Genomic DNA, 26,826 nt, shown 5'->3' with positions numbered 1-26,826 from the left:
GTCCATGATGATCGGATGCTCAGGTTCATGTCCGTCGGTGACTCCATGACCATCGGGAGCGCCGGCGAACACACGTGGCGCTACCGGATGTGGCAGCACCTGTGCGCCACGTACGGCGGCCCCTTCACCTTCGTCGGCCCGCGCGAGACCCTGCACGACCAGACGACGGACGCCCCCACCTCGTACGCCTACGCCGACCCCGACTTCCCGCGGGCCCACCTGGCCGGCTGGGGCGAGGGCTGGCACCACATGGCCCCGCTGATCCGCGAGATGGTCAGCACCTGCCGCGCGGACGTGCTCCTGGTCTCCCTGGGCCTGATCGACCTCGGTTTCTACACCGACGCCGAACAGACGGCGGACAACGTCCGCGTCTTCGTCGCCGAGGCGCGGGCGGCCGACCCGCGCATCCGGATGGCCGTCCTCCCGGTGATCCCCAACATCCGCGCGGAGGCCGACCCGTCCTTCGCCACGCAGGTCACCCGCTTCAACGACCTCCTGGCGAAGACGGTCATAGACCTCGACGAACCGGACTCCCCGCTGCTCCTGGCCACGCCGCCGGCGTCGTACGACATCCACACCGACACCTACGACGGCACGCACCCCAACGCCGACGGCGAGCACAAGATCGCGCAGGCGTTCGCGGAGGCGATGTACGAGGGGTGGGGGCTGGGCGGCCCCTACACCGGGTCGTAGCCCTCGATCTTCCGGACCAGGAACCGGGCGCACGGCCGCACCGCGCCCTCCAGGTCGTCCCAGCGCTCCTCCTCGTGACCGAGGTAGACGGCACGGGCCCGGGCCATGACGGGACGGTGCTCGGCGGGCAGGCGCGCGACGACCCAGTCGGCCGCCGCGTCCTTCGACCGGATGTCACCGGTGTCGAGCGTGCTCCAGACGCGGGCGAGCGTGAGCAGCACGTTGCGGGTGTCGTCCGGCAGCTCCGCCACGAGCCGCGGCACCCCGGCGACGATCGCCCGCCGCAGGTCCTCGGGCGGAACGGGGTCGAGGAGTTCGGCGGGCGGCGGGCCGTACAGCGGGGCGTCGGCGCGCAGCACCATCGTCAGGAGCGGCGCGAGGTCGGGATCGGCCTCCGGCTCGGGGACGACCCCGCGCTCGTAGTCGTCGCGCAGCCACTCGCCGTAGAGGTACTCGCGGTTCGGCGGGTACCGCCAGGGCCGTACCTCGCCCCGCACGACGACGATCAGTTCGACGGGCCGCCGCGCCTCCCCGCCGGAGACCTCGAGCAACTCCTCGGTCATCGCCCGGCGTTGCCCGTACGCCGTACGGTTCCGTACGACGGCCAGGAGGTCGAGGTCGCTGTGCGGGCCGAGGCCGCCGAGGGTGGCGGAACCGTGCGCGTAGACGCCGAGCACGTCGTCGCCGAGGTGGCGGCGGACGAGGGCGACGAGGTGGTCGGTGCGATCCCGCTCCGGCATATGCGCGTCCTCCCGTGTCCTGGTCACCGTGCGTATCGTTGTACCGCGCGGCTGTACTCGTCCGTGGGGCAGCCGGGGAGGAGCGCCACGATGACCGTCCTCGAAGACAGGATCGCCATGGCCGACGCCAACACCCAGCGCTTGGACGAGTGGTTCGAGCGGCTGGAGCGGATGCCCGTCCCCGAAGGATTCAGGGTCGAGATCGTCGGGGGCAACGTCCACATGACACCGCAGCGCGACACCCACTGGGGGATCATCTTCGACATCGCGTCGGCTGTCCGCGAAGAGTTCGGGAAGGGCGTCAGGCTGTTCTCCGACGTCCGCATCGACTTCCCGGGCCACGAGAACGGGTTCTGCCCGGACGTGGCCAAGTTGCGCGACGGAGCGGCGAAGGACGAGACGGGCCACTGGCGTCACCAGGACGTCGAGTTCGTCGCCGAGGTCATCTCCGAGGGCACGGCCGCCAACGACTACGGCCCGAAGAAGGCCGCCTACGCGACCGCCGAGGTTCCCCTCTACCTCATCGCCGACCCCTACCAGGGCCGCTGCTTCGTCTACACGAATCCCAAGAACGGCGACTACGTCACGCGGACCAAGGTGGACTTCGGCGACGACATCGACCTGACCGACACCGTCCTCGGTCTCACCCTCAGGACCGACGGCTTCCCCCGCGACTGAGCCGCCCCTTGCCTGGAGCGCACTCCAAGCCGTTGGCTTGGGGCCCATGGAGTACACGCAGCTCGGACGCACAGGACTCAAGGTCAGCCGGCTGGTCCTCGGGACCATGAACTTCGGTCCGCAGACCGACGAGCCCGACAGCCACGCGATCATGGACGCGGCGCTGGACGCCGGGATCAATTTCTTCGACACCGCCAACGTGTACGGCTGGGGCGAGAACAAGGGCCGTACCGAGGAGATCATCGGGAACTGGTTCGCCAAGGGCGGCGGACGCCGGGACAAGGTCGTCGTCGCGACCAAGGTGTACGGGAACATGGGCGCCGACGGCCCCGCGTGGCCCAACCACGACAAGCTGTCCGCCCTCAACATACGGCGGTCCGTCGACGCCAGCCTGAAGCGGCTGCGGACCGACCACATCGACCTCTACCAGTTCCACCACATCGACCGTGCCACCCCCTTCGAGGAGATCTGGCAGGCCGTCGACGTACTGGTCCAGCAGGGCAAGGTGCTGTACGCCGGTTCGTCCAACTTCCCCGGGTACAAGATCGCCCAGGCCAACGAGATCGCCGCCCGGCGCGGCGGGACCATCGGGCTGGTCAGCGAGCAGTGCCTGTACAACCTGGCCGAGCGCCGCGCCGAGATGGAGGTCGTCCCCGCGGCGCAGGACTACGGGCTGGGGGTGATCCCCTGGTCGCCGCTGCACGGCGGACTGCTGGGCGGTGTGATCAAGAAGGAGGTCCAGGGCGGACGACGGGCGAGCGGCCGGGCCGCCACCGCGCTGAACGACTCCGCCGTGCGGGCGCAGGTGCAGGCGTACGAGGACCTGCTCGACAAGCACGGGATCGAGCCGGGCGAGGCCGCGCTGGCCTGGCTGCTCACCCGGCCCGGTGTGACCGGTCCCATCGTGGGTCCGCGGACCGCCGAGCAGCTCGCGTCCGCGCTGCGCGCCGTGGAGCTGGAGCTGTCCCCGGAGCTGCTGGCCGGGCTCGACGAGATCTTCCCGGGTCCGGGGCCCGCTCCGGAGGCCTTCGCCTGGTAGCGCGGTGAGCGGGGCGGCGGCGCGCGGCGCCGCTTGCGCGGCTATCCGAGCGCCGCCGCCACCGCCACCACGACGAGCATCAGCACGAGCACACCGGCCATGATCCGGTTCCGGGTCTTCGGGTCCACAGTGAGAGCCTAACCGGACGCGCCGAGCGGCCAGCGGGCGACCGCCTCGTAGCGGGGCTGCTCGCCCGGCACCCCGGACTTCGGCAGGTTGCTGCGCACCAGCACCAGCTCCTCCACGGTCCACGTGGGACTCGTGAAGTCTTCCAGGGCATCCAGGTACGCCCGCACGTCGTGGGCCGCCCGGCTGCGGGCCACCGTCAGGTGGGGCTTGTAGCGGCGGTGCTCCCCCATCGGCAGGCCCGCCTTGCGCGCCGCCGACTCGGCGCGGTCGGCCAGCAGCCGCAGGGGCCGTACGTCACCCTCGGCCCCCACCCACAGGGCCCGCCCGTGGCCGAACTGGCCGCCTCCGCGCAGGGCCAGCGGGAAGGGCTCGGTGCGGTCGGCGGCGCGCTCCAGGCGGGCCGACAGGTCGGGGACCAGGCCGTCGTCCACCTCCCCGTAGAAGGCGAGGGTGAAGTGCCAGCCGGGGCGGCCGGTCCAGCGCAGCCGGTCGGCGCCGGGCAGCTTCTTCAGCGCGGCCATCTCGGCTCCGAGGGCGGCCGTGACGTTCTCCGGGGGCAGGACGGCGGCGAACAGTCTCATGCGGTCAGTCTGCCCCGGGGAACACGTGTACGTCCGCGCGTGTCCCGGTCACCGTGCGTATCGTTGTACCGCGCGGCTGCACTCGCGTCGGGGGCAGCTGGGGAGGAGCGCCACGATGACCGTCCTTGACGACAGGATCGAGATGGCCGAGAGCAGCGGCGAACTCACGCTCGACATGTTGTTCGAGTGGCTGGAGAAGATGCCCGTCCCCGAGGGATACAAGACCGAGATCGTCGGGGGGCACATCTTCATGACGCCGCAGCGCCGCACCCACTGGGACATCGTCCTGAACATCATCGAACAACTGCGTACCAAGTATCCCCGCACGCGTCTGATGTCCGATGTCCGGATCGACTATCCAGGGCGTCTCAACGGGTTCGCGTCCGACGTGGTGGCTCTTGCGGAAGACGCCGAGGAGGACGACAAGGGCCACGTACGGCACCAGGACGTCGAGTTCGTCGCCGAGGTCATCTCCAAGGACACCGCCGGCAACGACTACGGGCCGAAGAAGGACACGTACGCCGCCGCAGGCGTCCCGGTGTACCTGATCGTGGATCCGTACGTGGGCGAGTGGCACCTGCACACCCACCCGCAGGACGGCAAGTACCACGTCGACATCAGCTTCGGCTTCGGCGAGGACATCGACCTGACCGGCACCGTCGTCGGCCTCACCCTCAAGACCGACGACTTCCCCCGCGACTGATCCGGACCCCCGCTACGCCGCCGGCGCCAGCTCCTCCCGCCGCTCCCGCGGCACGAACCGCACCTTGGGGTGCCCGTGGTGCCAGCCGACCGACAGGCGCAGGTTGCCGACGCGGGCCAGGACCAGGCCGATGACGGCCGCGGCGAGGGCCGCGACCGCGCCTCCGGCGGCGAAGCCGACCCGGGCGCCGTAGGTGTCGGTGACCCAGCCGACGATCGGGGCGCCGACGGGAGAGCCGCCGAGGAAGACCATCATGTACAGGGCCATGACGCGGCCCCGCATGGCCGGGGCGGTGGACATCTGGATGCTGGTGTTGGCGGTGACGTTGACCGTCATGCTGAACACGCCGATCGGGACCATCAGCAGGGCGAACACCCACAGGCCCGGGACGGTGGCCGCCACGATCTCCAGGACGCCGAAGGCGAGGGCCGCCGCGATCAGCACGCGCAGCCGGGCCGTGCCGCGCCGGGCGGCCAGCAGGGCGCCCGCCAGCGAGCCGACGGCCATCAGGGTGTTGAAGAGGCTGTAGGTGCCGGCTCCGGCGTGGAAGACGTCGTCGGCGAAGGCGGACAGGAAAACCGGGAAGTTGAAGCCAAAGGTGCCGATGAAACCGACGAGCACGATGGTCCAGATCAGCTCGGGGCGGCCGGCGACGTAGTGCAGGCCCTCGCGCAGCTGTCCCTTGCCCCGCGGGGCGCGCTCGACGGCGTGCAGCTCGCGGGAGCGCATGAGGAGCAGGCCGGTGAGGGGCGCGACGAAGGACAGACCGTTGAAGAGGAACGCCCAGCCGGTGCCGACACCGGTGATCATCAGGCCCGCGACGGCGGGGCCGACCAGGCGGGCGGACTGGAAGTTGGCCGAGTTCAGGCTGACGGCGTTCTGCAGCTGGTCCCGGCCGACCAGTTCGGAGACGAAGGACTGCCGGGCGGGGTTGTCGACCACCGTGGCCAGGCCCATGGCGAAGGCCGCTACGTAGACGTGCCAGACCTGGACGTGGCCGGTGAGGGTGAGGACGGCCAGGAAGAGCGCGGTGAGGGCCATCGCCGACTGGGTGACCAGCAGCGTGGGGCGCTTGCGCAGGCGGTCGACGAGGACACCGCCGTAGAGGCCGAAGAGGAGCATCGGCAGGAACTGCAGGGCCGTGGTGATGCCGACGGCGGCGGAGGAGCCGGTGAGGCTCAGCACCAGCCAGTCCTGGGCGATGCGCTGCATCCAGGTGCCGATGTTGGAGACGACCTGTCCCATGAAGAACAGGCGGTAGTTCCTGACCTTCAGGGAGGCGAACATGGACGGCTTGCGGGGGGTCCGGGAAAGGGGGTCGTCGTGGTGGTCCGGTGCGGGGGCGGAAGGTGCTCCGGGTCCCGTACTCAAAAGGGTTCGCCTCCTCGCGAATGCTGTTTACAGGTGTGCGAGCTTCTCCAGCACGGGGGCGGCGGCGCGCAGTTTCGCCCACTCGTCCTCGTCGAGCCCCTCGACCAGCGCGGCCAGGAACGCGTTCCGCTTGCGGCGGCTCTCCTCGAGCATCACCACGGCCCGCTCGGTGTGCGTCACGACCTTCTGGCGCCGGTCCTCGGGGTGCGGCTCCAGACGGACCAGCCCCTTGGCCTCCAGCAGCGCCACGATGCGGGTCATCGAGGGCGGCTGGACGTGTTCCTTGCGGGCGAGTTCGCCCGGGGTCGCGCTGCCGCAGTTCGACAGCGTGCCGAGCACCGACATCTCGGTGGGGCTGAGCGACTCGTCGACCCTCTGGTGCTTGAGCCGACGGGACAGCCGCATCACGGCGGATCGCAGGGAGTTCACGGCGGCGGCGTCGTCGCCATGGTTGAGGTCCGGCATGTCTTTAGCGTAACTCATTAGTCTGGCGAAATACCACCGCGGGCGCGGCGCTATGCCCGTGACGCGGGCCACTGAAACGTGAGCATCACCCGAACGAGTGAGCTGTTTCCGGAAACCGAGGCGTCGCCCGTCGGTGTGAGGTGACCCTCGTGCCCATGGGGACCAGCGTGCTCAGCCTGCGGATAGACGGAGAACTGCTCGAACGGCTCCGGCACCATGCGGCGAAAAGAGGAATGAGCGTCCAGGACTATGTCGTCCGGACGCTCATTCGGGATGACTTCGACGAGCGGTTCCAGTCCGCCGTCGAGGAGACGGAACGGTTCTACGGGGTCAACTGAGACCCGCCGGTCAGGTCAGGCCCAGGGCCGGCATCAGGTAGTAGAAGGCGAACACCGCCGACACCGCGTACATCGCCACCGGCACCTCGCGGCCCCGCCCGGCCGCCAGGCGCAGCACGCAGAAGGTGATGAAGCCCATGCCGATGCCGTTGGTGATCGAGTAGGTGAAGGGCATCATCAGCATCGTCACGAAGGCCGGGACGGCGATCGTGTAGTCGGCCCAGTCGATCTCCCTGATCGAGCCGGCCAGGATCAGGAAGCCGACCGCGACCAGTGCCGGGGTGGCCGCCTGGGACGGCACCATCGTGGCGACCGGCGTGAGGAACAGGGCCACGGCGAACAGCGCGCCGGTGACGATGTTGGCGAAGCCGGTGCGGGCGCCTTCGCCGACGCCGGCCGTGGACTCCACGAAGCAGGTCGTGGCCGAGGAGGAGCTGGCACCGCCCGAGGCGACCGCGAGGCCGTCGACGAGCAGGACCTTGTTGATGCCGGGCATCTGGCCCTCGGCGTCGGTCAGCTTGGCCTCGTCGCTGACGGCCATGATCGTGCCCATGGCGTCGAAGAAGCAGGACAGCAGGACGGTGAAGACGAAGAGGACGCCGGTCAGGACGCCGACCTTCTCGAACCCGCCGAACAGGCTGACCTGGCCGACCAGGCCGAAGTCGGGTGTGGAGACCGGGTTGCCGGGCCAGGTCGGGGTGGTCAGACCCCAGGAGGGGATCTCGGCGACGGCGTTGATGATCATCGCGACGACGGTCATCACGACGATGGAGATCAGGATGGCGCCGGGGGTCTTGCGGACGATCAGCGCCAGCGTGAGCAGCACGCCGAGGACGAAGACCAGCACCGGCCAGCCGACCAGGTGGCCGCCCGTGCCCAGCTGGAGCGGGACGGTGGTCTGGGCGGCGTCCGGCATCCGGGTGACGAACCCGGAGTCGACGAGGCCGATGAGCATGATGAACAGGCCGATACCGATCGCGATGGCCTTGCGCAGGCCGTAGGGCACGGCGTTCATCACCCGTTCGCGCAGGCCGGTGGCGACCAGCAGCATCACCACGAAGCCGGCCAGCACCACCATGCCCATGGCGTCCGGCCAGGACATCCGCGGGGCGAGCTGGAGGGCGACCACGGAGTTCACGCCGAGGCCGGCGGCGAGCGCGATCGGGACGTTGCCGATGACGCCCATGAGGAGCGTGGTGAACGCCGCCGTCAGCGCGGTCGCGGTGACCAGCTGGCCGTTGTCCAGCTGGTGGCCGTACATGTCCTTCGCGCTGCCCAGGATGATCGGGTTCAGCACGATGATGTAGGCCATCGCGAAGAAGGTGGCGAGACCGCCGCGGATCTCCCGGGCCAGCGTGCTGCCGCGCTCGGAGATCTTGAAGTAGCGGTCGAGGGCGTTCTGCGGGGGCCGCCGGTCTTCGGGCGACTCGGGGGCAGGGGGGACCTTGGCGGAGGCCGAGGTGGACATGCGGGACCTCATCACCAACAGGTTCCCCCACGGCCTTGTTGGTGTTTCCTACGAATGAAAGCGGTCAGAGACAAACGGATTCAGTATGAACGTATGAGCCGCAGATCGCTATCTCCGCGCGTAGACCCGTGTGGCGAAGGGCACCGCGAAGCCCCCTCGTAAGCTGTACGCATGGCGAAGTGGACACCTACGCACGAGGCGCCGGAGCCCCTGGAGGGGCCCGTGGTCGCCACCATCACCGGCGGCACCGTCGTCTGGTTCGTCCTCTTCCTGGTCCAGCTGCCCTTCTACGGCTGGTTCGACGACCACGGGCACACCTGGTGGCTGTGGACCTGCCTGGCCGGCGGCGGCCTCGGACTGATCGGCATCTGGTACGTGCGCAAGCGGGACGCCGCGATCAAGCGGGCCGAGCGCGCCGCGTAGTACCGCGGCAGCACACCGGCCGCTCCGCCCGTCCTACCCAGGTCGGATCTTCCGCCCACTCGGCGGGTGAAGCCGTGGCTCCGCCCGTACCGTCGAATGCATGACGCACATCGACGCGGGCGCCGAACTCGACCCTGTGCACCCTGCTCCGGCCCCCACACCGGCCACCGGGCTGACCGCCGCCGAAGTCGCCGAACGGGTCGCGCGCGGTCAGATCAACGACGTGCCGGTGCGCAGCAGCCGCTCCCTGGCCGACATCGTCCGCGCCAACGTCTTCACCCGGTTCAACGCGATCATCGGTGTGCTCTGGGTGATCATGCTGTTCGTGGCGCCGATCCAGGACAGCCTGTTCGGCTTCGTGATCCTCGCCAACACCGGCATCGGCATCGTGCAGGAGTGGCGGGCGAAGAAGACCCTGGACTCCCTGGCGCTGATCGGCGAGGTACGGCCGACCGTGCGCCGGGACGGGCTGGCCGCCGAGGTCAGTACGTCGGAGATCGTCCTGGACGACGTCATCGAGATCGGCCCCGGGGACAAGGCCGTCGTCGACGGGGTGTGCGTCGAGGCGGACGGGCTGGAGATCGACGAGTCGCTGCTCACCGGTGAGGCCGACCCGGTCGTCAAGCGGCCCGGGGACCAGGTCATGTCCGGCAGCTTCGTGGTCGCGGGCGGCGGGGCGTTCGCCGCGACCAAGGTGGGGCGGGAGGCGTACGCGGCGCAGCTCGCCGAGGAGGCGTCCCGGTTCACTCTGGTCCAGTCCGAGCTGCGCTCCGGGATCTCCACGATCCTGAAGTACGTCACGTGGATGATGGTCCCGACCGCGATCGGCCTGGTCATCAGCCAGCTGATCGTCAAGGACAACGACCTGAAGGACTCCGTCGCGCGGACGGTGGGCGGCATCGTGCCCATGGTCCCGGAGGGCCTGGTGCTGCTCACCTCGGTCGCCTTCGCGATCGGCGTCATCCGGCTCGGCCGCAAGCAGTGCCTCGTCCAGGAGCTGCCCGCCATCGAGGGGCTCGCCCGGGTCGACACCGTCTGCCTGGACAAGACCGGCACGCTGACCGAGGGCGGCATGGACGTCACCGAGCTGCGGACGCTGAACGGCGCCGACGAGGAGTACGTGCGCAAGGTCCTCGGCGCCCTCGGCGAGTCCGACCCGCGACCGAACGCCTCCCTGCGGGCGGTCATCGATGCCTACCCGGACGCCGAGGAGTGGCGCTGCACCGAGGCGCTGCCCTTCTCCTCCGCCCGCAAGTACAGCGGCGCCACCTTCAGCGAGGGCGACGGCGAGTCGAGCACGTGGCTGCTGGGGGCGCCGGACGTGCTGCTGGCCGAGGACGACCCCGCCCTCGCCGAGACCGGGCGGCTCAACGAGCAGGGCATGCGGGTCCTGCTGCTGGCCCGGACCGACCGGGAGCTCGACGACACCGAGGTGGCGCGGGACCCGGCGCCGACCGCGCTGGTCGTCCTGGAGCAGCGGCTGCGGCCGGACGCCGCCGACACCCTGCGCTACTTCGCCGACCAGAACGTCCGCGCCAAGGTCATCTCCGGTGACAACGCGGTGTCGGTGGGGGCCGTGGCCGCCAAGCTGGGGCTGTCCGGCTCCGCCGTGGACGCGCGCCGGCTGCCCGCCGAGCGGGACGGGATGGCCGAGGCCCTCGACGACGGCACGGTGTTCGGGCGGGTCACCCCGCAGCAGAAGCGGGAGATGGTGGGCGCCCTGCAGTCACGCGGGCACACGGTGGCGATGACCGGGGACGGCGTGAACGACGTCCTCGCGCTGAAGGACGCCGACATCGGGGTGGCGATGGGCTCGGGCTCGGAGGCCACCCGCGCGGTCGCCCAGATCGTGTTGCTGAACAACAGCTTCGCCACTCTGCCGTCGGTGGTGGCCGAGGGACGCCGGGTCATCGGCAACATCACCCGGGTCGCGACCCTGTTCCTGGTGAAGACGGTGTACTCCGTGCTGCTGGCCGTCCTGGTGGTGTGCTCGCAGGTCGAGTACCCGTTCCTGCCCCGCCATCTCACCCTGCTGTCCACCCTCACCATCGGCGTCCCGGCCTTCTTCCTGGCCCTCGCGCCGAACAAGGAGCGCGCCAGGCCCAACTTCGTGCGCAGGGTGATGCGCTACGCGATCCCGGGCGGCGTGGTGGCCGCGGCGGCGACCTTCGCGACGTACCTGGTCGCCCGGCACCACTACTCGGGGCCGGGCGCGCTGGACGCGGAGACCAGCGCGGCGACGCTGACGCTCTTCCTGATCTCGATGTGGGTGCTGGCGATCATCGCCCGCCCCTACACCTGGTGGCGCGTCGCGCTGGTCGCGGCGATGGGCGCGGCGTTCCTGGTGGTTCTGGTGGTGCCGTGGCTCCAGGACTTCTTCGCGCTCAAGCTGGTCGGGGTGACGATGCCGTGGGCGGCGGTCGCCATCGCGGCGGTGGCGGCGGCCACCCTGGAGATCCTGTGGAGGTGGGTCGACCGCCGCATCCCGGCGTGACGCTCCGCCGTGGTCGGGCCCGACCAGTCCGTGGGTCACCGCGGAGCCGCGGTGGCCGGTCGCGCCCTCGGGGCGGAGCCGAATCCTCGGCCCCGCGCCCCTCGAGGGCGCGTTCCTCCCTCCGGCCGTGAGGCGCCGTGCCTCAGTCGAACCAGCGGTCCCGGGCCAGTTCCTCGGTCCGCGACGGATCCTCCAGCAGCGCCGCGACCTCGAACCGGCGCGGCCACTGACCGGCCGCCCACGCGAGTCCGGCGGCGACGCCCTCCAGGGTCGCGGCGTGCAGGACGCCGTCGTCGGTCAGCCGCCAGTCGATCTCCACGCCGTCGACGACGAGTTCCTCGTGCTCGACGTACGACGCCGGGGTCCGCGCCCCGAGCAGCACCCGCACCGGCTCCGGTACGTCGTGCTCGGCGCCGTCGGAGTCCACCCGGCCGGTGACCGACTCGCTCAGCCGCCGCACCTGGAACAGCTCCGCCAGGTCGGCCGCCCGCGTCGGCCGTACGGGCAGCAGCGGCACACCCGAGGTGAAGGGCAGCAGGTCGGGCGAGTCGACGACCACGGCGTCGGCGGCGTCCACCACCTCGACCCGGCCGTCGACCACGGCACGCAGCTCGTCCGGCAGGGTCACCTGCTCGGGGTCCAGCTCGGCGAGCGCCCCGTACAGGGCGTGGAGCTGGGCGGCCGTGACCGGGCGGTCGGGGTCGGCGAGCCGGTCCAGCAGCTCGGCCGCGCCGCCGGGCTCGTCCAGGAGCGCCGCGACGGACGTCCGTACGCCGAGCGCCCGCAGGACCTGCTCGTCGTCGAAGCCGGTGGCGTCGGCCTCGTCGTACAGGCCGCGCAGCAGCGGGTCGCCGCCGGCGGCGCGCAGCCCGGCCGGACGGCGCCCGCCGAGCACCGGGTGACCGCGCAGCCACCAGGCGGTGTACGGCCGTACGACCTCGTGCGTGCCGTCCGCCAGCAGGATCCGCACCGGCTGGACGATCGCGTCGCGGAAGGGCGGCTTCGACAGCAGGGCGAGGGCCTGGGCCCACTTGGCGTCGTCCACCAGGTCCAGATCGCGTACGGCGACGATCTCGGTGGCGACCGGGGGTACGGGGCTGTCCGGGAAGCGGTCGAGGACGTCCTCGCTCCACACGTCCACCGCGTCCAGCAGGCCCGCGTCGTCCGGCTCGGCGAAGTCCCCGTCGCGGGGCTCCAGTTCGTCCGGGTCCAGGACGACGTCGGTGGCCCGGACGAGGGCGAAGTCGACGAGGACACCGCAGGCCGCCAGGGGTTCCGGGCCCCACCTCTCGGCGAGTTCGGCGTCCACGGCGGCGAGTTCGCCCTCGCGCATCACCTGCGCGAAGGGCCCGCCGGGGAAGACGAGTTCGCCCGCCGGGGACAGCTCGCCGTCCTCGTCGGTCAGGGCGAGCGCGCCCAGCCATGGCTCGTCGCCGGGGTCGAGGCCGGCGTCGCGCACCAGCCCGAGGACGGTGTCGGCCAGTTCCTCGGCGTCGAGGGCGTCCTCCTCCCAGTTCGTGCCGCCCGCGTCGTCCAGCGAGGCGGCGACGGCGGCCCGGACCTGCGGGGTGGTGAGCACGGCCCGGGGCACGGCCGGGAGGGCGCCGAGCTTCTCCAGCAGGGGATGCGCGGCGTCCGGGTGGGCGACCTTGAGGCCGAGGCGGGCGAGGATCTCCGGGTCGAGGGAGGCCGCGTCCGCGGTGGGCAGCAGGACCTGCCGGGGGCCGATGGTCGTGCGCCCGTCGGCCAGCGGCACCGGAAGCCCGGACAGCCGGTCGGGGTCGACCCCGGCGAGGCTGTCGTACAGGCGCCGCCACCAGTCCGGCTCCTTCTCCAGTCCGGCCAGCCGGTCGACGGCGTCGGTCAGCGGGACCCGGGCCACGCCCAGGGTGCGCAGTTCCGCCCGGCGCTCCAGACCGGCGGGCAGCAGGGTGGGCAGCACCTCGGCCAGCACCCGGACGGTGTCGGCGCCGGCGCCTTCGACCACCTCGGCGTCGCGGGGCCGCAGCGACTCGGGCAGGTCCTCGGCCTCGTGGCCGGCCGGCGGGACGGCCGGGGGCAGGAAGGAGGTGCGCGGCAGCCGGTCGAGGATCGCCTGCCGCAGCGCGCCGTCCAGCTCGCCCTTGCCCAGCGGGCCGGGCACGAGGTCGATGATCCGGGCGGTGACCGGGCGCCAGCCGGCGAGGAGTTCGGTGTAGGAGTCCGCGGCCCGCTGCACCAGGAAGTCGGTCAGCGGGCCGGGCGCGGCGTGCCGGCGGGTGGAGTCCAGCGGGAAGGACGCGATGAGCAGGGCGGGGACACCGAGCGGTTCGTCGCTGGGGGTGGGGGCGTGGACGACCGGGGTGGTGCGGGGCCGGACGGGGGCGCCCTCGTCGTCGACGGGCACGGCCCAGGTGACCGACCAGTGCGGACGCAGCCGCTCCTCGACCGGGCGGTCGGCGAGGAGGTCGGGGGTGAGGGGGCCGTGCGCGGCGGTGGTGCGCCAGTGGGTGGTGCCCTCGCGGGAGTCCGCCACGACGGTCAGGGCGCCCGCGGCGCGGCGGCGCAGGGTGCGCACGTCCGTCGTCTCGATCACCACCTCCTCCAGGCCGGGCAGGGCGAGGAGCAGGGCGTCGTCGACGGCGTGCAGGAGCCGTTCGGTGAGGTCGGCGGCTGCCGCGTCGCGCAGCGGGAGGATGACGACCGTGTCGTACGGGTCGGGGGCGGTGCCCTCGGCGGCGTAGGGCAGCCGCAGCAGCGGGACGTGGCCGTCGCGGCGGCGGATCTCGTCGCCGAGGCCGGGGCTGTGCCGGGCGGTGTCGGCGGCCAGGTCGCGGGCCTCGGCCAGGGACCAGCGCACGCCGCCGTGCCGGCCGACGACGGCGGGCTCGTCGGTGACGGCGAGGACGGCGGCGAAGCCGACGCCGAACCGGCCGACGGCGCCCGCGGCGGTGTCCCGTTTGGCGGAGGCGCGCAGGGTGGACAGCGACTCGACGCCGGCCGCGTCCAGCGGGGCGCCGGTGTTGGCGGCGACGAGGACGCCGTCGCGCAGGGTGAGCCGGAGCCGGCCGGGCACACCCGCGCGGGCGGCGGCGTCGGCGGCGTTCTGGGCGAGCTCGACGACCAGCCGGTCCCGGTAGCCGCCGAGGACGAGGTCCTCCTCGGCGTTGGCGTCCTCACGGAACCTGGCGGGGCTCGTCGCCCAGGCGTCCAGCACCCCGCGCCGCAGACGTGCCGTACCGAACGGGTCCGCGCCCTCGGCGGCGGGCCGCACGAACTTGCTCACGGTCACTCTCCTCATCGACGGATCACGAAGGTACCGCGAGGACGCCGACCCGCCGGTCCGGCGTCCAGCGGTCGAGCCGGGGGCCGGAGCCGTCCCGGCCGTCCCGGCGGTCCGGGACCGGACGCCGGTCGGCCTGCCCCATCTCCCAGCATCCCGAAGACCTGCGACCGAGCGCCGCTCAGCGCCGCGTCGGCCCGTCCGGCGATCAGCCGTCGAGCCCGGTCAGCGCCGTGCCGGCCGCCTGACGTACCGCGCCCGAGCGCCGGTCGGCGTCGTCCCGGCCCGTCCGGCGATCAGCCGTAGAGCCCGGTCAGCACCATTCTCAACCCGCGCCGACGATCCACGCCCGAGCCCTGGTCGGAGCCACCTCAGCCGTCCCGACGGCCCGGGACCGAGCGCCGGTCAGCCCCGTCTCCCAGCATCCCGACGGCACACGTCCGAATACCGGTCGGCTCCACCTCCCAGCCGTCCCGACGGCCCGGGACCGAGCGCCGGTCAGCACCACTCCCCAGCCGTCCGACGGCGCGCGTCCGAGCGCCGGTCAGCACCGTCTTCCAGCCCGTCCGGCGTTTGAGGACGAGGCCGTCAAGGCCGACGGGGGTCCGGGGGCGCAGCCCCCGGGACGCGCGCCACGACGCATCCGCACCCGGCGACGGCACTCGCACCCGCGCCCGGCGACGATGCGTACCCGAAGGCGACCGCAGCCGCCCCGGCACCACCGCAGCCGCTCAGGAATGCCCCAGCTCCGCCGACGACTCGTCCTCCGTCACCGGGACCGAGCCCGAGTCCGACGCCGGCCGCAGCGGGAACGGGTCGATCCGCGTCTCGTCGATCACCGGCGGAGCCGGCTGCGGCGGCTTCGGCATGACCGCGGCCTCGGAGTGGCCTCCGCAGCCGTAGGCCAGCGAGACGACCCGGCCGTCGGCGGGGGAGAACTCGTTGGCGCACACGCCGAACGCCTGGCCCAGGGAGCCGCCGATGCGGGCGAGGAACCCGCAGGAGGCGCAGGTGGCGGGGGCCGCCTGCGCCATCGCCGTCTTGGCTCCGAAGGACTCCTCCCAGCGGTCCGCCGCGATGTGCAGTCCGTACCGGGACAGCACGCGGGCGCGGCGCAGGCCCAGTTCCTCGGCGACCGCCGCGATCGAGCCGCGCGCCGGGGCGGCCGGCAGCTCGGCCGGCGGGCCCGCCGTGACCTCGGCGTCCTCGGCCTCCACCAGGTCGGCCATCTCGTGGGAGACGGCGGAGTTCGGCGGCGGCTCGTCCTCCCCGGACCAGCCCGGCTCCAGACGCAGGTCCTCGGCGTCGGTGGGCAGCAGGTCGCCCGGGCCCATGTCGCCGGGGCGCAGCCGCTCGCTCCACGGCACCCACTCGGGGGCGAGTATGGCGTCGGGGCCGGGCAGCAGGACCGCCTCGTCCACCGTGACGATCTTGGCGCGGGAGGCGCGGGCCACGGTCACGGCCCAGCGCCAGCCCCGGTACCCGAGTTCCTTGCAGGCGAAGAAGTGCGTGACCACCCGGTCACCTTCCGACACGAGTCCCTCGTGCTCGCCGACCACGCCGGGCGCGGCTGCCTCCTCGGCCGCGGCCCGGGCGAGGTCGACCGCCTCGGCGCACAGGCGGTCGGGGGTGCGGCTTCGCGTTGTCGCTGCGCTCACAGGTATCGCTTCTCTCCATACGCCGTCTCACGAGTGCGCCGCTACCTGCGAGGGGCGGACGGAGCGGACCTGTGGACCGCGTCGACGTCCGCGCCCGATCGCGCTCGGGCGCACCTACGTCATCCATTCTGCGGTATGGCCGTACGGCGCGCGGCCGAGAGCGTTCGCCACGGCGCGCTACGCACGCTACCTGCTCATGTGCGCTGGGCCTACACCGACGGAGGTTTCGGCGAGGGCACGATCCCGGCCCCGGCCCCGGCTCCCCCCGGGTGTCCCGCCCGACCCGATCAGCGCCATCCGTGCCGTATCGGCGCTATACGCCCGGCTCCCGGGGCACTATGACGGGGTGGCAGCCGCACGGACGGAGTTCAAGAGCGGGAGCCGGGGACGCGGTCCCGGGCGGTTCCGTACGATCGGCCGCGCCCTGCACATACCGGTGACCGGGACGGCCCGCGGCATCCGCCGGGCCACCCACGCGCACGGCGCCGGCGAGTCGGGCCTCGGCAAGCTGATCGAACTGCACGGGGTGAACGGCGCCGGCGACGTCATGATCACCGTCGCCCTCGCCTCCACCGTCTTCTTCTCCGTACCGACCGACGAGGCCCGTGGCCGGGTCGCGCTGTACCTCGCCATCACCATGGCGCCGTTCACGCTCCTCGCCCCCGTGATCGGCCCGCTGCTGGACCGCGTCCCGCACGGCCGCCGCGCGGCGATGGCGACCGCCATGGCGGCCCGGGCGCTGCTCGCGCTGGTGCTGTCCGGGGCGGTCGTCACCGGCGGCATCGAGCTGTATCCGGCGGCGCTGGGCGTGCTGGTCGCCTCCAAGGCGTACGGCGTGGTCAGAAGCGCGGTGGTGCCGCGGCTGCTGCCGCCCCGCTTCTCCCTGGTGAAGGCGAACTCGCGGGTGACGCTGTGCGGGCTGCTCGCCACCGGCGTCGCGGCGCCGATCGGCGCCGGGTTGCAGCAGATCGGGCCGCGCTGGCCGCTGTACGGCGCTTTCCTGATCTTCGTGGTGGGCACGGTCCTGTCCTTCACCCTGCCGCCGAAGGTGGACTCGGCGCGCGGTGAGGACCGCGCGCTGCTCGCCGCGGACGAGCGGCATCTGCACGGGCCGCACCGCAAGCCGGTCAAGCGTCCCGGGCTGCGCACGGTCGGTACGGCGGTCACGCACGCCCTGGCCGCCAACGCCGCCATCCGCTGCCTGTCCGGCTTCCTGATCTTCTTCCTCGCCTTCCTGCTGCGCGAGCACCCGATGACGGGCCAGAGCGCGGCCGTGTCCCTGGGGATGGTGGCCGTCGCGGCCGGCGCGGGCAACGCGCTGGGCACGGCGGTCGGGGCGTGGCTGCGGTCACGGGCGCCGGAGATCATCATCGTGACGGTCGTGGCGTTCGTGCTGGCCGCGGCGGTCACGGCCGCGGTGTTCTTCGGCGCGGTCCTGGTGGCGGGTCTGGCCGCGATCGCCGGGTTCGCGCAGGCGCTGGCCAAGCTGTCGCTGGACGCGCTGATCCAGCGGGACGTGCCCGAGCAGGTCCGTACCTCGGCGTTCGCCCGGTCGGAGACGCTGCTGCAGGTGTCCTGGGTGGTCGGCGGAGGGGTCGGCATCGCGCTGCCGCTGAACGGCACGCTCGGCCTGTCGGTGGCCGCGGTGATCGTCGCCACCGGCTGGCTGACCACCGCTCGGGGCCTGATCGGCTCGGCCCGGCGCGGCGGCGGCACACGGCCGAGGGTGGCGTGACGTACGGCACGCCGTACCCAGGTGGGGAACGCGGTGGGCATGCCAGATAGCCTTCGCCCATGACCACGTTGCAATCCGCTGTGCGACGCCGCCGCGCCGTCGCCGCCGCCGGCGCCGTATCCGCCGGACTGCTCCTGCTGTCGGCGTGTGACCAGCCGACGCCGATGTCGACGATCACGGTCGGCAGCTCCTCGGTCAGCTCCGAGGCCACCTGCGGCGGTGAGGACGAGGTCCTCAAGACCGCCGACATCCAGAAGTGCCTGCAGGACAAGGACGTCAAGTCCATCACGGTCGACCCCGACGAGACCGTGCGCCTCGGTGTGGACCCGGAGGTCGCCGAGCGGCGCTGGACCATCCTGATGAACGGTCAGCAGCTCACCGACGACAGCGACAAGACCTACCGTACGGTCCCGGGCAGCGTGTTCTTCAACGCCCAGTACGGTGCGCAGGGCGACTCGACCCTCGTCACCATCAAGGCTGGCGACGGCAAGGACGACAGCGACGAGGCCACCGGGCTGTGGTCCTTCAAGCTGAAGAAGGACGACTGACCACGTCCTCCGTGCGCGTCCTCGTGGCCACCGCGGTCCCCGCCGAGCGGGACGCGGTGGCTCGGGCGTTCCCGGGACCGGTCCGGGAGGTGCCCCGTCCCTCAGTGACGCTCCATCGGCTTCCGGGCGGCGCCTGCGACCTCCTGGCGGCCGGTGTCGGCCCGGCGCTCGCCGCCGCCTCCACCGCCGCCGCGCTCACCGCCGCTGCCCTCGACGCCGCCCCGTACGGCCTGGTCGTCTCGGCCGGGATCGGCGGCGGCTTCGCGCCCGCGGCGCCCGTCGGCTCCCTCGTCGTCGCCGACGAGATCACCGCCGCCGACCTGGGCGCCGAGACGGCCGACGGTTTCCTTCCGGTCACCGACCTCGGCTTCGGGACCGTCACCCATCGCCCGCCCGCCGAGCTGGTCCGCGCGGTCGCCGACGCGACCGGGGCGCGCCCCGGCACCGTCCTGACCGGGTCCACCGTGACCGGCACCGCCGAGCGCGCCGCGCTGCTGCGCGCCCGCCATCCGCGCGCCCTGGCCGAGGCCATGGAGGGCTTCGGCGTCGCCGAGGCCGCCGCCGCGCACGGGGTGCCCGTGCTGGAGCTGCGCGCGGTCTCCAACCCCGTCGGCCCCCGCGACCGGGCCGCCTGGCGCATCGGTGACGCGCTCACGGCCCTGACGGATGCTTTCGGGAAGCTCGCGCCCGTCCTGACGAGTTGGAACCCACATGACCGCTGAGCCCCTGCAGATCGCCTACTCCCCCTGCCCGAACGACACCTTCGTCTTCGACGCCCTGGCCCACGGCCGCGTCCCCGGCGCCCCCGCCCTGGACGTGACGTTCGCGGACATCGACATCACCAACGGCATGGCCGAGCGCGGCGAGTACGACGTGCTGAAGGTGTCGTACGCCGTACTGCCGTACGTCCTCGACCGGTACGCCCTGCTGCCCTGCGGGGGCGCACTGGGCCGGGGCTGCGGGCCGCTGGTGCTGACCCGGGAGGCGGGCGCCGACCTGCGCGGCCGCACGGTCGCGGTGCCGAGCGAGAAGTCGACGGCGTACCTGCTGTTCCGGCTGTGGGCGGCGGACACCGTGCCCGGCGGGGTCGGGGAGATCGTGGTCATGCCGTTCCACGAGATCATGCCCGCCGTGCGGGACGGCAAGGTCGACGCCGGGCTCGTGATCCACGAGGCGCGCTTCACCTACCGGAACTACGGGCTGCACAAGCTCGCCGACATGGGTGAGCACTGGGAGCGCAGCACCGGGCTGCCCATCCCGCTCGGCGCGATCATCGCCAGGCGGTCGCTGGGTGCGCGGGCGCTGGAGCTGCTCGCCGACTCGATCCGCACGTCCGTGCGCTCCGCCTGGGACGACCCCGAGGTGTCCCGTCCGTACGTCATGGAGCACGCCCAGGAGATGGACCCGGCCGTCGCCGACCAGCACATCGGGCTGTACGTCAACGAGTTCACCGCCGACCTCGGCGAGGACGGTTACGCGGCGGTGCGGGGTCTGCTGACGCGTGCGGCGGCCGAGGGCCTGGTACCGGCCCTCGGCCCGGACGCGCTCGCCTTTCCCTGACGGGTCCTAGACGTCGAGCTGGTCCGCGACCGCGCGGAGCAGCCCGGCGATCTTCTTGCCGGAGGTCTTGTCGGGGTAGCGGCCCTTCTCCAGCATCGGGGTGATGTTCTCCAGGAGCGTCGTCAGGTCCTGGACGATGGAGGCCAGTTCGTCCGGCTTCTTGCGCTGGGCGGCGGCGACGGACGGCGCCGGTTCCAGCAGGGTCAGGGACAGGGCCTGGTCGCCGCGCTGGCCGGCGACCACGCCGAACTCCACGCGCTGGCCGGGCTTCAGGGTCTCGACTCCGGCGGGGAGGACCGAGGAATGGACGAAGACGTCACCGCCGTCGTCGCGGGAGAGAAAGCCGAAGCCCTTCTCGCTGTTGAACCACTTGACCTTGCCGGTAGGCACGTCTGTCCTCGTCCTCGTACTCGTCGGAAAACTGCTTCTGAAACGGCTCTTGATAGCACTTGGGCGGGTCGTCGGACCCGCCGGTACCAAGGCTAATGGTCTTCAGGCCGGTGACAAGACGTCGCCCGGTTGTTCTCTCGCGCTGGGAACTACCCTGGTCGGGTGCGTGACAAAACCCAAACGAATTCCGCCGCGCCCGGTGATCGGCTGATCCGCGCCGGTGCGATCGTCTTCTTCATCGGTACCGTGGCCACACTGGTCACGGTGGCCCCGCTGTTTCTGGGAACGACGCCCTTTCCCACATACATGTTCGGATTGAGCATGCTCATGGGAGTCGGGTTCCTCATCGCCGGCGCGGGTGTGCTCCGGTCGATCGCGGCGGGGCGGCGTCAGGCTCGGGCGGCGTCCAGTCCCTCCCGGTAGGCCGCGAGCCATTCGGGGAATTCCGTCAGGTCGCTGAGGACCACGTCGGCACCGGCCGCGCGCAGTTCCTCCTCGCTGCACGGACCGCTGGCGACGGCCACGGAGCGGGCGCCCGCCGTACGGGCGCCGCGCACGTCGCCCAGGTGGTCGCCGACGTACACGTCCGCGCCGTGCTCGCGCAGCGCGACCGCCTTCCGCTCCGCCCACAGATCACCTATGACCGCGTCCGGTTCCATACCGAGGTGCTCCAGGTGCAGTTTGGCGTTCGGCTCGTACTTGGCGGTGACGACGATCGCCCGCCCGCCGGCCTCGCGCACGGCCGCGATCGCCTCCCGGGCGCCGGGCAGCGCGGGCGTGGCGGCGACGGCGTAGGTCGGGTACATCGCGCGGTACAGCTCGGCGGTGGCCGCGATCTCGTCCGCCGGGAACCAGTTCGCCAGCTCCTGCTCCAGTGGAGGCCCGAGCCGCGTGACGGCCAGGTCGGCGTCGACGTACGTCCCCGTCCTCTCGGTCAGCGCCAGGTAGCAGGCGCGGATGCCGGGGCGCGAGTCGATCAGGGTCATGTCGAGATCGAAGCCGACGGTCGGTGCGGGGCGGGTCGTTGTGGCCATGCCGCCCATTGTGCCGGGGTGCCGGGACGTCCCTCACGGCACCCGTGCACGGGCTGTGCATGGGCGGGGCACAACCTGCGTACGGTCTTGGCCTAAACTCAGCCAAGCCTTACCTACCCTTTACCGTCGTTCCCGTCGAAGGAGAGCCCGTCCATGCGAGCCAGACGTGCCGTCGCGATCCCCGCGGCCGTCCTGGCCCTGGCGCTCGCGATGCTGCTCAGCCTGGCCGTCGGTGCCCGTCCGATCGCGCCGTCGGCGGTGTTCGACGCCCTGCTGCACGGCGGGCACGGCGAGGCCGCCGAGGTGGTGCGCGAGATGCGGCTGCCGCGGACCCTGGTCGGGGTGCTGGTCGGTGCGGGACTCGCCCTCGCCGGAACGGTTCTGCAGGGCATCACCCGCAACCCGGTCGCCGATCCCGGCATCCTCGGTGTCAGCCAGGGGGCCTCGGTCGGAGTCGTGCTCGCCATCGCCTTCGCGGGGGTGCACACGCTCGCCGGCTACGTCTGGTTCGCGTTCGCCGGGGCCGCGCTCGCCTCCGTCGCGGTCTACGCCGTCGCCGCCGGCGGGCGGGGCGGGGCGACGCCCGTGAAGCTGGCGCTGGCGGGCGCCGCGATCAACGCCCTGCTGGTGGCGGTCGTCACCGCCGTCCTGACCACGAAGGCCGCGGCGCTCGACGAGTTCCGTTTCTGGCAGGTCGGCTCGCTCTCCGGACGGGACGCGCAGATAGTCGGCCAGGTGTGGCCGTTCCTGCTGGTGGGCGCGGTCCTGGTGCTGTCGGTGGCGCGCGGTCTGGACGCGCTCGCCCTCGGCGACGACGTGGCCCGCGGGCTGGGGCAGCGGGTCGCGGTGGTCCGGATCGTCGGCGGGCTCGGCGCCACCGTGCTCACCGGTGTCGGCGTGGCCGCCGCCGGGCCGATCGCGTTCGTCGGACTCGCCGTGCCGCACATCACCCGCGCGGTCGTCGGAGGCGACCACCGCTGGGTGCTGCCGCTGGCCGCGCTGATCGGTCCGGTGATGCTCCTGGTCTCCGACGTGGTCGGCCGGATCGTCTTCCCGCCCGGCGAAGTGCCGGCGGGCGTGACGACCGCGCTGATCGGGGTGCCGTTCCTGGTGCTGCTGGTGCGCCGGAAGGCGGTGCCGGCATGACCTCCGCGTCGATACGCCCCCTGCGACCCACCGGGTACGCCGTGCTGCGGCCGGGCCCGGCCGCCTTTCTGCTGCACCGCCGCTCCCTCGTCGCCGCGGGGACGCTCACGCTGGCGCTGGCCGCGGTGTCACTGGCGTACCTGTGCGTGGGCGAGTCCTTCGTCTCCCCCGCCTCCGCCCTGGACGTGGTCCTCGGACGGCCGTCGCCGGACGAGCTGGTCGTCGGCACGCTGCGGGCACCGCGGCTGGTGGTCGCCCTGCTGGTCGGGGCCGCCTTCGGGGTGGCGGGCGCACTGATCCAGACGGTCGCGCGCAACCCGCTGGCCAGCCCGGACGTCATCGGCATCAGCCAGGGCGCGAGCGCGGTCACGGTCGGTGCGCTGACCTTCGGCGTCACCTCGTACACGGTGCTGCCGTACCTGTCGGTCGCGGGCGGCCTGCTCGCCGCGCTGCTCGTGTACCTGGCGGCCTGGCGCGGCGGGCTGCACGCGGCCCGGTTCGTGGTGATCGGCATCGGCTTCGCGATCGCGCTGCGGTCGGTCACCACGCTGTTCATGACGAAGGGCGAGTACGTCGTCGCCCAGCAGGCCCAGGTGTGGATGGCCGGGTCGCTCAACGGCCGCGGCTGGGAGGTGTCCGAGCCGCTCGGCTGGGCGCTGGTGCTGCTGCTGCCGGCGGTGGCGTGGGCGGCGCGGGCCCAGCGCACGGTCGGGCTCGACGACGACACGGCGACCGCGCTCGGGGTGCGGCTGGGCCGGGTGCGGTTCGGGCTGGCGCTGCTCGGGATCGTGCTGGCGTCCCTGGCCACGGGCGCCGCGGGCCCCGTCGACTTCGTGGCGCTGCTCGCCCCGCAGATCGCCCGCCGCCTCACCCGTACCGCGCAGATCCCGCTCGTCTGCTCGGCCCTGCTCGGCGCCGTGATCGTCGTCCTCGGCGACCTGCTGGCCCGCCGCCTGTTCGCGCCCACGGAACTCCCGGTGGGCGTGCTGACGGCGGCCGTGGGGGCGCCGTACCTGATCTGGCTGATCGTCCGCAGCCGCAACGGAGGCACCCGATGACCCGGCCGAGCGCCCGCGACAGCCGAACCCGGCGGCCCCGCCCCGCCCGGCACCACCCGGCGTACGCCCCCGCCCCCGACAGCCGGCCGGAAGTACCCGCCGGCCCGGCCGGTCCCTCGCGCCCAGCCCCGAACGCCCCGCGCCCGCACCCAGCGTCCCCAGCCGACCGGAGGGACCCGATGACCAGGCCCCGCGGCCACCGGTACGCCGGAGGCACCCGATGACCAGGCTCAGCACCCGCGGACTGACGCTCGCCTACGAGGACCGCACCGTCGTCGACTCCCTCGACCTCGACATCCCCGACGGGGAGGTCACCGTGATCGTCGGACCGAACGCGTGCGGCAAGTCGACGACCCTGCGGGCCCTCGGCCGGCTGCTGAAGCCGAAGGGCGGGGCCGTGCTGCTGGACGGGCAGGCACTCGCCGAACTGCCCACCCGGCGGATCGCCCAGCAGATCGGGCTGCTGCCGCAGACACCGGTCGCCCCCGAGGCGATCACGGTCGGCGACCTGGTGGCGCGTGGGCGCCAGCCGCACCAGCGCTGGTGGCGGCAGTGGTCGGAGGCCGACGAGCGCGCGGTGGCCGACGCGATGGAGCGCACGGACGTGGCGGCGCTCGCCGACCGGCCCGTGGACGAGCTGTCGGGCGGGCAGCGCCAGCGCGTGTGGATCGCCATGGCGCTGGCGCAGGAGACGGAACTGCTGCTGCTGGACGAGCCGACGACGTACCTGGACATCGCCCACCAGGTGGAGGTGCTGGACCTGGTCCGGCAGCTGAACCACGACAAGGGCCGCACGGTCGCGGTCGTCCTGCACGACCTGAACCAGGCCGCGCGCTACGCCGGTCACCTGGTCGCCATGAAGGCGGGCCGGGTCGTCGCCGAGGGCCCGCCGTCCGAGGTCGTCACCGCGGAGCTGGTGCGCGAGGTGTTCGGCCTGGACTGCGTGGTCGTACCGGACCCGGTGACCGGCGGCCCGCTGATCGTGCCGGGACGCCCCTGGCAGCCCTCGCCGCCCCCGAAGACACCCCCCACGGACTCCGTCTCGTCCCCCGTGCGGACGACGTGAGCCGTCGTATCCCCGGTTGCCGTACGGCACCACGGCGGCCCACCGGCCGTACACCCGGAAAGGAACCCTCATGACCCCGATGACCTCCGCCGCCGCGCCGCGCCGGCGCCGCGCGGCGCTCGCGACCTCCGCCGCCCTCGTCGGCTCCCTCGCCCTGGCCGCATGCGGCTCCGGATCGGACTCCGCAGCCGGCTCCGGGGCGGACAAGGGCGCCGCCGACGGCGGCACGCACGTCGTGAAGACCGTCATGGGTGACGTGAAGGTGCCGAACGAGCCGAAGCGGGTCGTCGTCCTCGACACCGCAGAGCTGGACTCCGCCATCACGCTCGGCGTCAAGCCGGTCGGCGCCACCCACGCCGGAGTCGCCGACGGCTTCCTCAGCTACCTGCCCGAGGACCGGATCCAGGGCATCGAGAAGGTCGGCAACATCGCCGCTCCCAGCCTGGAGAAGATCGCCGCGCTCAAGCCGGACCTGATCCTCAGCAGCAAGGTCCGGGACGCCGACCGCTACGACGAGCTGTCGAAGATCGCCCCCACCGTCTTCGCCGAGGGCGTCGGTTACCCCTGGAAGGAGAACTTCCTGCTGCACGCCGAGGCGCTCGGCAAGCAGGAGGAGGCCAAGAAGGTCGTCACCGAGTACGAGAAGCACGCGGCGGAGGTCACCGAGGCGCTCGGCGGCGAGGAGAAGGCCGCGCAGACCACCGTCAGCGCGACCCGCTTCGTCGAGGGCGGCGACATCCGGCTCTACGGCCGCAAGAACTACATCGGCACGGTGCTCGAGGACGCCGGGCTCGGACGCCCCGCCGTCGTCGACAAGGCCGAGGACGGCTTCGCCTACGAGGTCAGCCCCGAGCAGATCGACAAGGCGGACGCGGACGTGGTCTTCTACACGTCCTTCGGCGACTCGTCGAAGTCCGGGGAGTCCAAGACCCTGGACGGCTCCCTGTGGAAGAACATGAAGGCCGTCAAGGCGGGCCGGGCCTTCCACGTCAACGACGACCTGTGGTTCATGGGCATCGGCTACACCGCCGCCGACCAGATCCTGGACGAGCTGGAAGCCAAGCTGGCCAAGTGATCCGACGCCTCCCGCCCGCCCTCCGGCGTCAGCCGCGGGGGCGGCGGGAGCGCCACAGCAGGTACAGGGCCGTGGCGACGGCCGCGCCGCGCAGCACCCAGGGCCAGGTGTCGGCGACGGCGTCGTTCATCCGGCCCTCTGCGACGGGGTCGCCCCAGCGGCCCTCCGTGCGGCCCCACAGCCAGACGACACCGGCCGCGGCGACCGTGCCGGGCAGCCCCAGGACGGCCCACTTCGCCTGGGCGGGGGTCAGGCGGCGGGAGAGGTAGGCGATCAGCCAGCCGAGGCCCAGCGGGACGAGGCTGCCGAGAACGGCACCGGCGATCAGCAGCACGGCGGCGATCAGCAGCAGCGGGTTGTTCCAGCCGCCCTCGGGCCACAGGCGCGGCAGGCGGCGACGCGCCGCCCCGGCACCCCCGGCCTCCTCGGTGACCGGATCCGTCCCCTCGGCGGCCGCCCTCTTGCCCTTCGCGGTCTTTGCGTCCTCGGCGTCGTTCCCCTTCGGCGGCGGGGGCTTGAGCAGTTCCGGGATCTCCACGCCGCCCACGAAGCCCGGCACGCTGTCGCCGCCGCCCCCGAAGGGGCCGCTCTCCACCCGCCACCAGTCCGGCTGCGTGACGGCGTCCCCCAGCTCGTGCGCGGCCGCCAGGTGCGGTGGCGAGGCCGCTTCGGAGGGGGCCGCCGGCGCGGGCGGGGGTGCGGCGGGGCGCGGGCGCGGTACGGCGCGGCGCAGGCCCTTGCGCTTCGCCCCGCCGTCCGGTTCCCGCTGTTCGGGTACCGCGGAGGGCGGCGGCTGCGGCGTGCCGCCCGCCGCGCCCGTCGTCCCGGCGGCGTCCACGATGTCGTCGGGGCTGCCGAGCCGGTCCAGGATGCGGCGGACGGCGGCGGGAGAGTCGACGGCGGCCTTGGCCCGGCGCCGGTCGATCTCGTTGCGCAGGTCGGCGACCAGCCTCATCCGGGTGGCCGACGGCAGCTGCCGTTGCTGGGCCACGTCGCCGACGCGGCTCAGATACTCGTAGACGACCTGGTCGCTCTCGATCCCCACGAACCCCTCCGGGGCGGGTCTGTTGTGATACCCCGTCGGACGACGGTACCGAATGTCGCGGTGCACGGACGTCGGCCCGCCCCCGACCCGCGACTCGGTCGGCTCGCCGGCCTGCCGGAGGAGTCCC

At 72.7% G+C, this 26,826-nt stretch carries 26 protein-coding genes; 16 read left to right on the top strand and 10 right to left on the bottom strand.

The genetic code is table 11. The annotated features are described in order from the left end of the window. The first annotated feature begins 15 nt into the window (after nt 1-15). Nucleotides 16-693: a GDSL-type esterase/lipase family protein gene (locus IE260_RS14780; protein WP_189871822.1), complete on the top strand. Its 678-nt coding sequence runs from the start codon at nt 16-18 to the stop codon at nt 691-693. On the opposite strand, the gene IE260_RS14775 is transcribed toward IE260_RS14780, so the two are convergent. Further along, the gene (locus IE260_RS14775; protein WP_189872133.1) at nt 678-1,433 is read right to left on the bottom strand and encodes an aminoglycoside adenylyltransferase family protein; all 756 of its coding nucleotides are present in this window, start codon (nt 1,431-1,433) and stop codon (nt 678-680) included. The genes IE260_RS14780 and IE260_RS14775 overlap by 16 nt on opposite strands. A 90-nt stretch (nt 1,434-1,523) precedes the next feature. On the opposite strand from IE260_RS14775, the gene IE260_RS14770 reads away from it, so the two are divergent. Together IE260_RS14770 and IE260_RS14765 are read left to right on the top strand one after the other, a co-directional pair. Beyond that, nucleotides 1,524-2,111 (top strand): Uma2 family endonuclease, encoded by a 588-nt coding sequence (locus IE260_RS14770; RefSeq protein WP_189871820.1) that lies wholly within the window; start codon nt 1,524-1,526, stop codon nt 2,109-2,111. 46 nt (nt 2,112-2,157) lie between these two features. After that, the gene (locus IE260_RS14765) at nt 2,158-3,150 is read left to right on the top strand and encodes an aldo/keto reductase (protein WP_189871818.1); all 993 of its coding nucleotides are present in this window, start codon (nt 2,158-2,160) and stop codon (nt 3,148-3,150) included. Between the two features lie 137 nt (nt 3,151-3,287). On the opposite strand, the gene thpR is transcribed toward IE260_RS14765, so the two are convergent. Beyond that, complete coding sequence (gene thpR / locus IE260_RS14760; RefSeq protein ID WP_189871816.1) at nt 3,288-3,860, bottom strand: RNA 2',3'-cyclic phosphodiesterase; 573 nt, start codon at nt 3,858-3,860, stop codon at nt 3,288-3,290. Nucleotides 3,861-3,975: 115 nt separating this feature from the next. Here thpR and IE260_RS14755 point away from each other — a divergent pair, with 115 nt between their 5' ends. Then, on the top strand, nt 3,976-4,563 hold the full coding sequence (locus tag IE260_RS14755) for a Uma2 family endonuclease (protein ID WP_189871814.1): 588 nt from the start codon (nt 3,976-3,978) through the stop codon (nt 4,561-4,563). A gap of 12 nt (nt 4,564-4,575) precedes the next feature. Here IE260_RS14755 and IE260_RS14750 read toward each other — a convergent pair whose 3' ends face one another. Together IE260_RS14750 and IE260_RS14745 are read right to left on the bottom strand one after the other, a co-directional pair. Continuing rightward, nucleotides 4,576-5,934, bottom strand: coding sequence for an MFS transporter (locus tag IE260_RS14750; protein WP_189871812.1), 1,359 nt, complete (start codon nt 5,932-5,934; stop codon nt 4,576-4,578). A gap of 27 nt (nt 5,935-5,961) precedes the next feature. Beyond that, the gene (locus IE260_RS14745) at nt 5,962-6,399 is read right to left on the bottom strand and encodes a MarR family winged helix-turn-helix transcriptional regulator (RefSeq protein ID WP_189871810.1); all 438 of its coding nucleotides are present in this window, start codon (nt 6,397-6,399) and stop codon (nt 5,962-5,964) included. Nucleotides 6,400-6,554: 155 nt separating this feature from the next. Here IE260_RS14745 and IE260_RS14740 point away from each other — a divergent pair, with 155 nt between their 5' ends. Continuing rightward, nucleotides 6,555-6,737: a ribbon-helix-helix protein, CopG family gene (locus IE260_RS14740; protein WP_189871808.1), complete on the top strand. Its 183-nt coding sequence runs from the start codon at nt 6,555-6,557 to the stop codon at nt 6,735-6,737. 10 nt (nt 6,738-6,747) lie between these two features. On the opposite strand, the gene IE260_RS14735 is transcribed toward IE260_RS14740, so the two are convergent. Further along, complete coding sequence (locus IE260_RS14735; RefSeq protein WP_189871806.1) at nt 6,748-8,205, bottom strand: NCS2 family permease; 1,458 nt, start codon at nt 8,203-8,205, stop codon at nt 6,748-6,750. 171 nt (nt 8,206-8,376) lie between these two features. Between IE260_RS14735 and IE260_RS14730 the strand changes: the two genes are divergently transcribed. Together IE260_RS14730 and IE260_RS14725 are read left to right on the top strand one after the other, a co-directional pair. Continuing rightward, complete coding sequence (locus IE260_RS14730; RefSeq protein ID WP_189871804.1) at nt 8,377-8,628, top strand: DUF2530 domain-containing protein; 252 nt, start codon at nt 8,377-8,379, stop codon at nt 8,626-8,628. 100 nt (nt 8,629-8,728) lie between these two features. Continuing rightward, nucleotides 8,729-11,122, top strand: a complete 2,394-nt coding sequence (locus IE260_RS14725; RefSeq protein WP_189871803.1) for an HAD-IC family P-type ATPase — start codon at nt 8,729-8,731, stop codon at nt 11,120-11,122. Nucleotides 11,123-11,264: 142 nt separating this feature from the next. Here the strand turns inward: IE260_RS14725 and IE260_RS14720 are convergent, their stop codons facing one another. Both IE260_RS14720 and IE260_RS14715 read right to left on the bottom strand, forming a co-directional pair. After that, entirely contained in the window at nt 11,265-14,387 is a 3,123-nt protein-coding gene (locus tag IE260_RS14720) for a sacsin N-terminal ATP-binding-like domain-containing protein (protein ID WP_189871800.1), read from the bottom strand. A 728-nt stretch (nt 14,388-15,115) separates the two neighbouring features. Continuing rightward, nucleotides 15,116-16,042 carry a DUF3027 domain-containing protein gene (locus IE260_RS14715; protein ID WP_189871798.1) on the bottom strand — a complete coding sequence of 309 codons (927 nt, stop codon included), beginning with the start codon at nt 16,040-16,042 and terminating at the stop codon, nt 15,116-15,118. Nucleotides 16,043-16,388: 346 nt separating this feature from the next. On the opposite strand from IE260_RS14715, the gene IE260_RS14710 reads away from it, so the two are divergent. The 4 genes from IE260_RS14710 to IE260_RS14695 are packed head-to-tail and all read left to right on the top strand — an operon-like array spanning nt 16,389 to nt 19,885. Beyond that, nucleotides 16,389-17,777, top strand: coding sequence for an MFS transporter (locus tag IE260_RS14710; RefSeq protein WP_189871796.1), 1,389 nt, complete (start codon nt 16,389-16,391; stop codon nt 17,775-17,777). A 59-nt stretch (nt 17,778-17,836) separates the two neighbouring features. Next, the gene (locus IE260_RS14705; protein WP_189871794.1) at nt 17,837-18,325 is read left to right on the top strand and encodes a DUF2771 domain-containing protein; all 489 of its coding nucleotides are present in this window, start codon (nt 17,837-17,839) and stop codon (nt 18,323-18,325) included. An 11-nt stretch (nt 18,326-18,336) separates the two neighbouring features. Beyond that, entirely contained in the window at nt 18,337-19,047 is a 711-nt protein-coding gene (locus tag IE260_RS14700) for a futalosine hydrolase (protein WP_189871793.1), read from the top strand. Continuing rightward, nucleotides 19,037-19,885 carry a 1,4-dihydroxy-6-naphtoate synthase gene (locus IE260_RS14695; RefSeq protein ID WP_189871791.1) on the top strand — a complete coding sequence of 283 codons (849 nt, stop codon included), beginning with the start codon at nt 19,037-19,039 and terminating at the stop codon, nt 19,883-19,885. Before IE260_RS14700 ends, IE260_RS14695 begins: the two co-directional genes overlap by 11 nt. A 6-nt stretch (nt 19,886-19,891) precedes the next feature. Here the strand turns inward: IE260_RS14695 and IE260_RS42790 are convergent, their stop codons facing one another. Continuing rightward, nucleotides 19,892-20,275 carry a cold-shock protein gene (locus IE260_RS42790; RefSeq protein ID WP_189871789.1) on the bottom strand — a complete coding sequence of 128 codons (384 nt, stop codon included), beginning with the start codon at nt 20,273-20,275 and terminating at the stop codon, nt 19,892-19,894. A gap of 162 nt (nt 20,276-20,437) precedes the next feature. Between IE260_RS42790 and IE260_RS14685 the strand changes: the two genes are divergently transcribed. Next, nucleotides 20,438-20,698, top strand: coding sequence for a hypothetical protein (locus IE260_RS14685; protein WP_189871787.1), 261 nt, complete (start codon nt 20,438-20,440; stop codon nt 20,696-20,698). Here IE260_RS14685 and IE260_RS14680 read toward each other — a convergent pair. Beyond that, complete coding sequence (locus IE260_RS14680; protein WP_189871785.1) at nt 20,665-21,309, bottom strand: HAD family hydrolase; 645 nt, start codon at nt 21,307-21,309, stop codon at nt 20,665-20,667. The two genes, IE260_RS14685 and IE260_RS14680, sit on opposite strands and share 34 nt — an antisense overlap. 153 nt (nt 21,310-21,462) lie before the next feature. Here IE260_RS14680 and IE260_RS14675 point away from each other — a divergent pair, with 153 nt between their 5' ends. From IE260_RS14675 to IE260_RS14660, 4 genes are all read left to right on the top strand, one after another. Beyond that, the gene (locus IE260_RS14675; RefSeq protein ID WP_189871783.1) at nt 21,463-22,455 is read left to right on the top strand and encodes a FecCD family ABC transporter permease; all 993 of its coding nucleotides are present in this window, start codon (nt 21,463-21,465) and stop codon (nt 22,453-22,455) included. Then, complete coding sequence (locus tag IE260_RS14670; protein WP_189871781.1) at nt 22,452-23,513, top strand: FecCD family ABC transporter permease; 1,062 nt, start codon at nt 22,452-22,454, stop codon at nt 23,511-23,513. Before IE260_RS14675 ends, IE260_RS14670 begins: the two co-directional genes overlap by 4 nt. 220 nt (nt 23,514-23,733) lie before the next feature. Then, nucleotides 23,734-24,579 carry an ABC transporter ATP-binding protein gene (locus IE260_RS14665; RefSeq protein ID WP_189871779.1) on the top strand — a complete coding sequence of 282 codons (846 nt, stop codon included), beginning with the start codon at nt 23,734-23,736 and terminating at the stop codon, nt 24,577-24,579. Between the two features lie 79 nt (nt 24,580-24,658). Then, nucleotides 24,659-25,654 (top strand): ABC transporter substrate-binding protein, encoded by a 996-nt coding sequence (locus tag IE260_RS14660; protein WP_189872131.1) that lies wholly within the window; start codon nt 24,659-24,661, stop codon nt 25,652-25,654. Between the two features lie 28 nt (nt 25,655-25,682). On the opposite strand, the gene IE260_RS14655 is transcribed toward IE260_RS14660, so the two are convergent. Beyond that, complete coding sequence (locus IE260_RS14655; protein WP_189871777.1) at nt 25,683-26,699, bottom strand: hypothetical protein; 1,017 nt, start codon at nt 26,697-26,699, stop codon at nt 25,683-25,685. Between the last annotated feature and the right edge of the window lie 127 nt (nt 26,700-26,826).

Source organism: Streptomyces viridiviolaceus (assembly GCF_014650995.1).
GTDB classification, from domain to species: Bacteria; Actinomycetota; Actinomycetes; order Streptomycetales; family Streptomycetaceae; genus Streptomyces; species Streptomyces viridiviolaceus.
The sequence above is the reverse complement of the archived record's forward strand: the minus strand, read 5'-3'. Positions and strand labels throughout refer to the sequence as shown.

Bases quoted from the DNA above. Each gene is read 5' to 3' on its own strand.
- IE260_RS14745 (WP_189871810.1), bottom strand. From the start codon at position 6,399: ATGCCGGACCTCAACCATGGCGACGACGCCGCCGCCGTGAACTCCCTG.
- IE260_RS14775 (WP_189872133.1), bottom strand. From the start codon at position 1,433: ATGCCGGAGCGGGATCGCACCGACCACCTCGTCGCCCTCGTCCGCCGC.
- thpR (WP_189871816.1), bottom strand. From the start codon at position 3,860: ATGAGACTGTTCGCCGCCGTCCTGCCCCCGGAGAACGTCACGGCCGCC.
- IE260_RS14740 (WP_189871808.1), top strand. From the start codon at position 6,555: ATGGGGACCAGCGTGCTCAGCCTGCGGATAGACGGAGAACTGCTCGAA.
- IE260_RS14725 (WP_189871803.1), top strand. From the start codon at position 8,729: ATGACGCACATCGACGCGGGCGCCGAACTCGACCCTGTGCACCCTGCT.
- IE260_RS14765 (WP_189871818.1), top strand. From the start codon at position 2,158: ATGGAGTACACGCAGCTCGGACGCACAGGACTCAAGGTCAGCCGGCTG.
- IE260_RS14705 (WP_189871794.1), top strand. From the start codon at position 17,837: ATGACCACGTTGCAATCCGCTGTGCGACGCCGCCGCGCCGTCGCCGCC.
- IE260_RS14755 (WP_189871814.1), top strand. From the start codon at position 3,976: ATGACCGTCCTTGACGACAGGATCGAGATGGCCGAGAGCAGCGGCGAA.
- IE260_RS14695 (WP_189871791.1), top strand. From the start codon at position 19,037: ATGACCGCTGAGCCCCTGCAGATCGCCTACTCCCCCTGCCCGAACGAC.
- IE260_RS14665 (WP_189871779.1), top strand. From the start codon at position 23,734: ATGACCAGGCTCAGCACCCGCGGACTGACGCTCGCCTACGAGGACCGC.
- IE260_RS14670 (WP_189871781.1), top strand. From the start codon at position 22,452: ATGACCTCCGCGTCGATACGCCCCCTGCGACCCACCGGGTACGCCGTG.
- IE260_RS14770 (WP_189871820.1), top strand. From the start codon at position 1,524: ATGACCGTCCTCGAAGACAGGATCGCCATGGCCGACGCCAACACCCAG.
- IE260_RS14735 (WP_189871806.1), bottom strand. From the start codon at position 8,205: ATGTCCACCTCGGCCTCCGCCAAGGTCCCCCCTGCCCCCGAGTCGCCC.
- IE260_RS14730 (WP_189871804.1), top strand. From the start codon at position 8,377: ATGGCGAAGTGGACACCTACGCACGAGGCGCCGGAGCCCCTGGAGGGG.
- IE260_RS14675 (WP_189871783.1), top strand. From the start codon at position 21,463: ATGCGAGCCAGACGTGCCGTCGCGATCCCCGCGGCCGTCCTGGCCCTG.
- IE260_RS14660 (WP_189872131.1), top strand. From the start codon at position 24,659: ATGACCTCCGCCGCCGCGCCGCGCCGGCGCCGCGCGGCGCTCGCGACC.
- IE260_RS14680 (WP_189871785.1), bottom strand. From the start codon at position 21,309: ATGGCCACAACGACCCGCCCCGCACCGACCGTCGGCTTCGATCTCGAC.
- IE260_RS14780 (WP_189871822.1), top strand. From the start codon at position 16: ATGCTCAGGTTCATGTCCGTCGGTGACTCCATGACCATCGGGAGCGCC.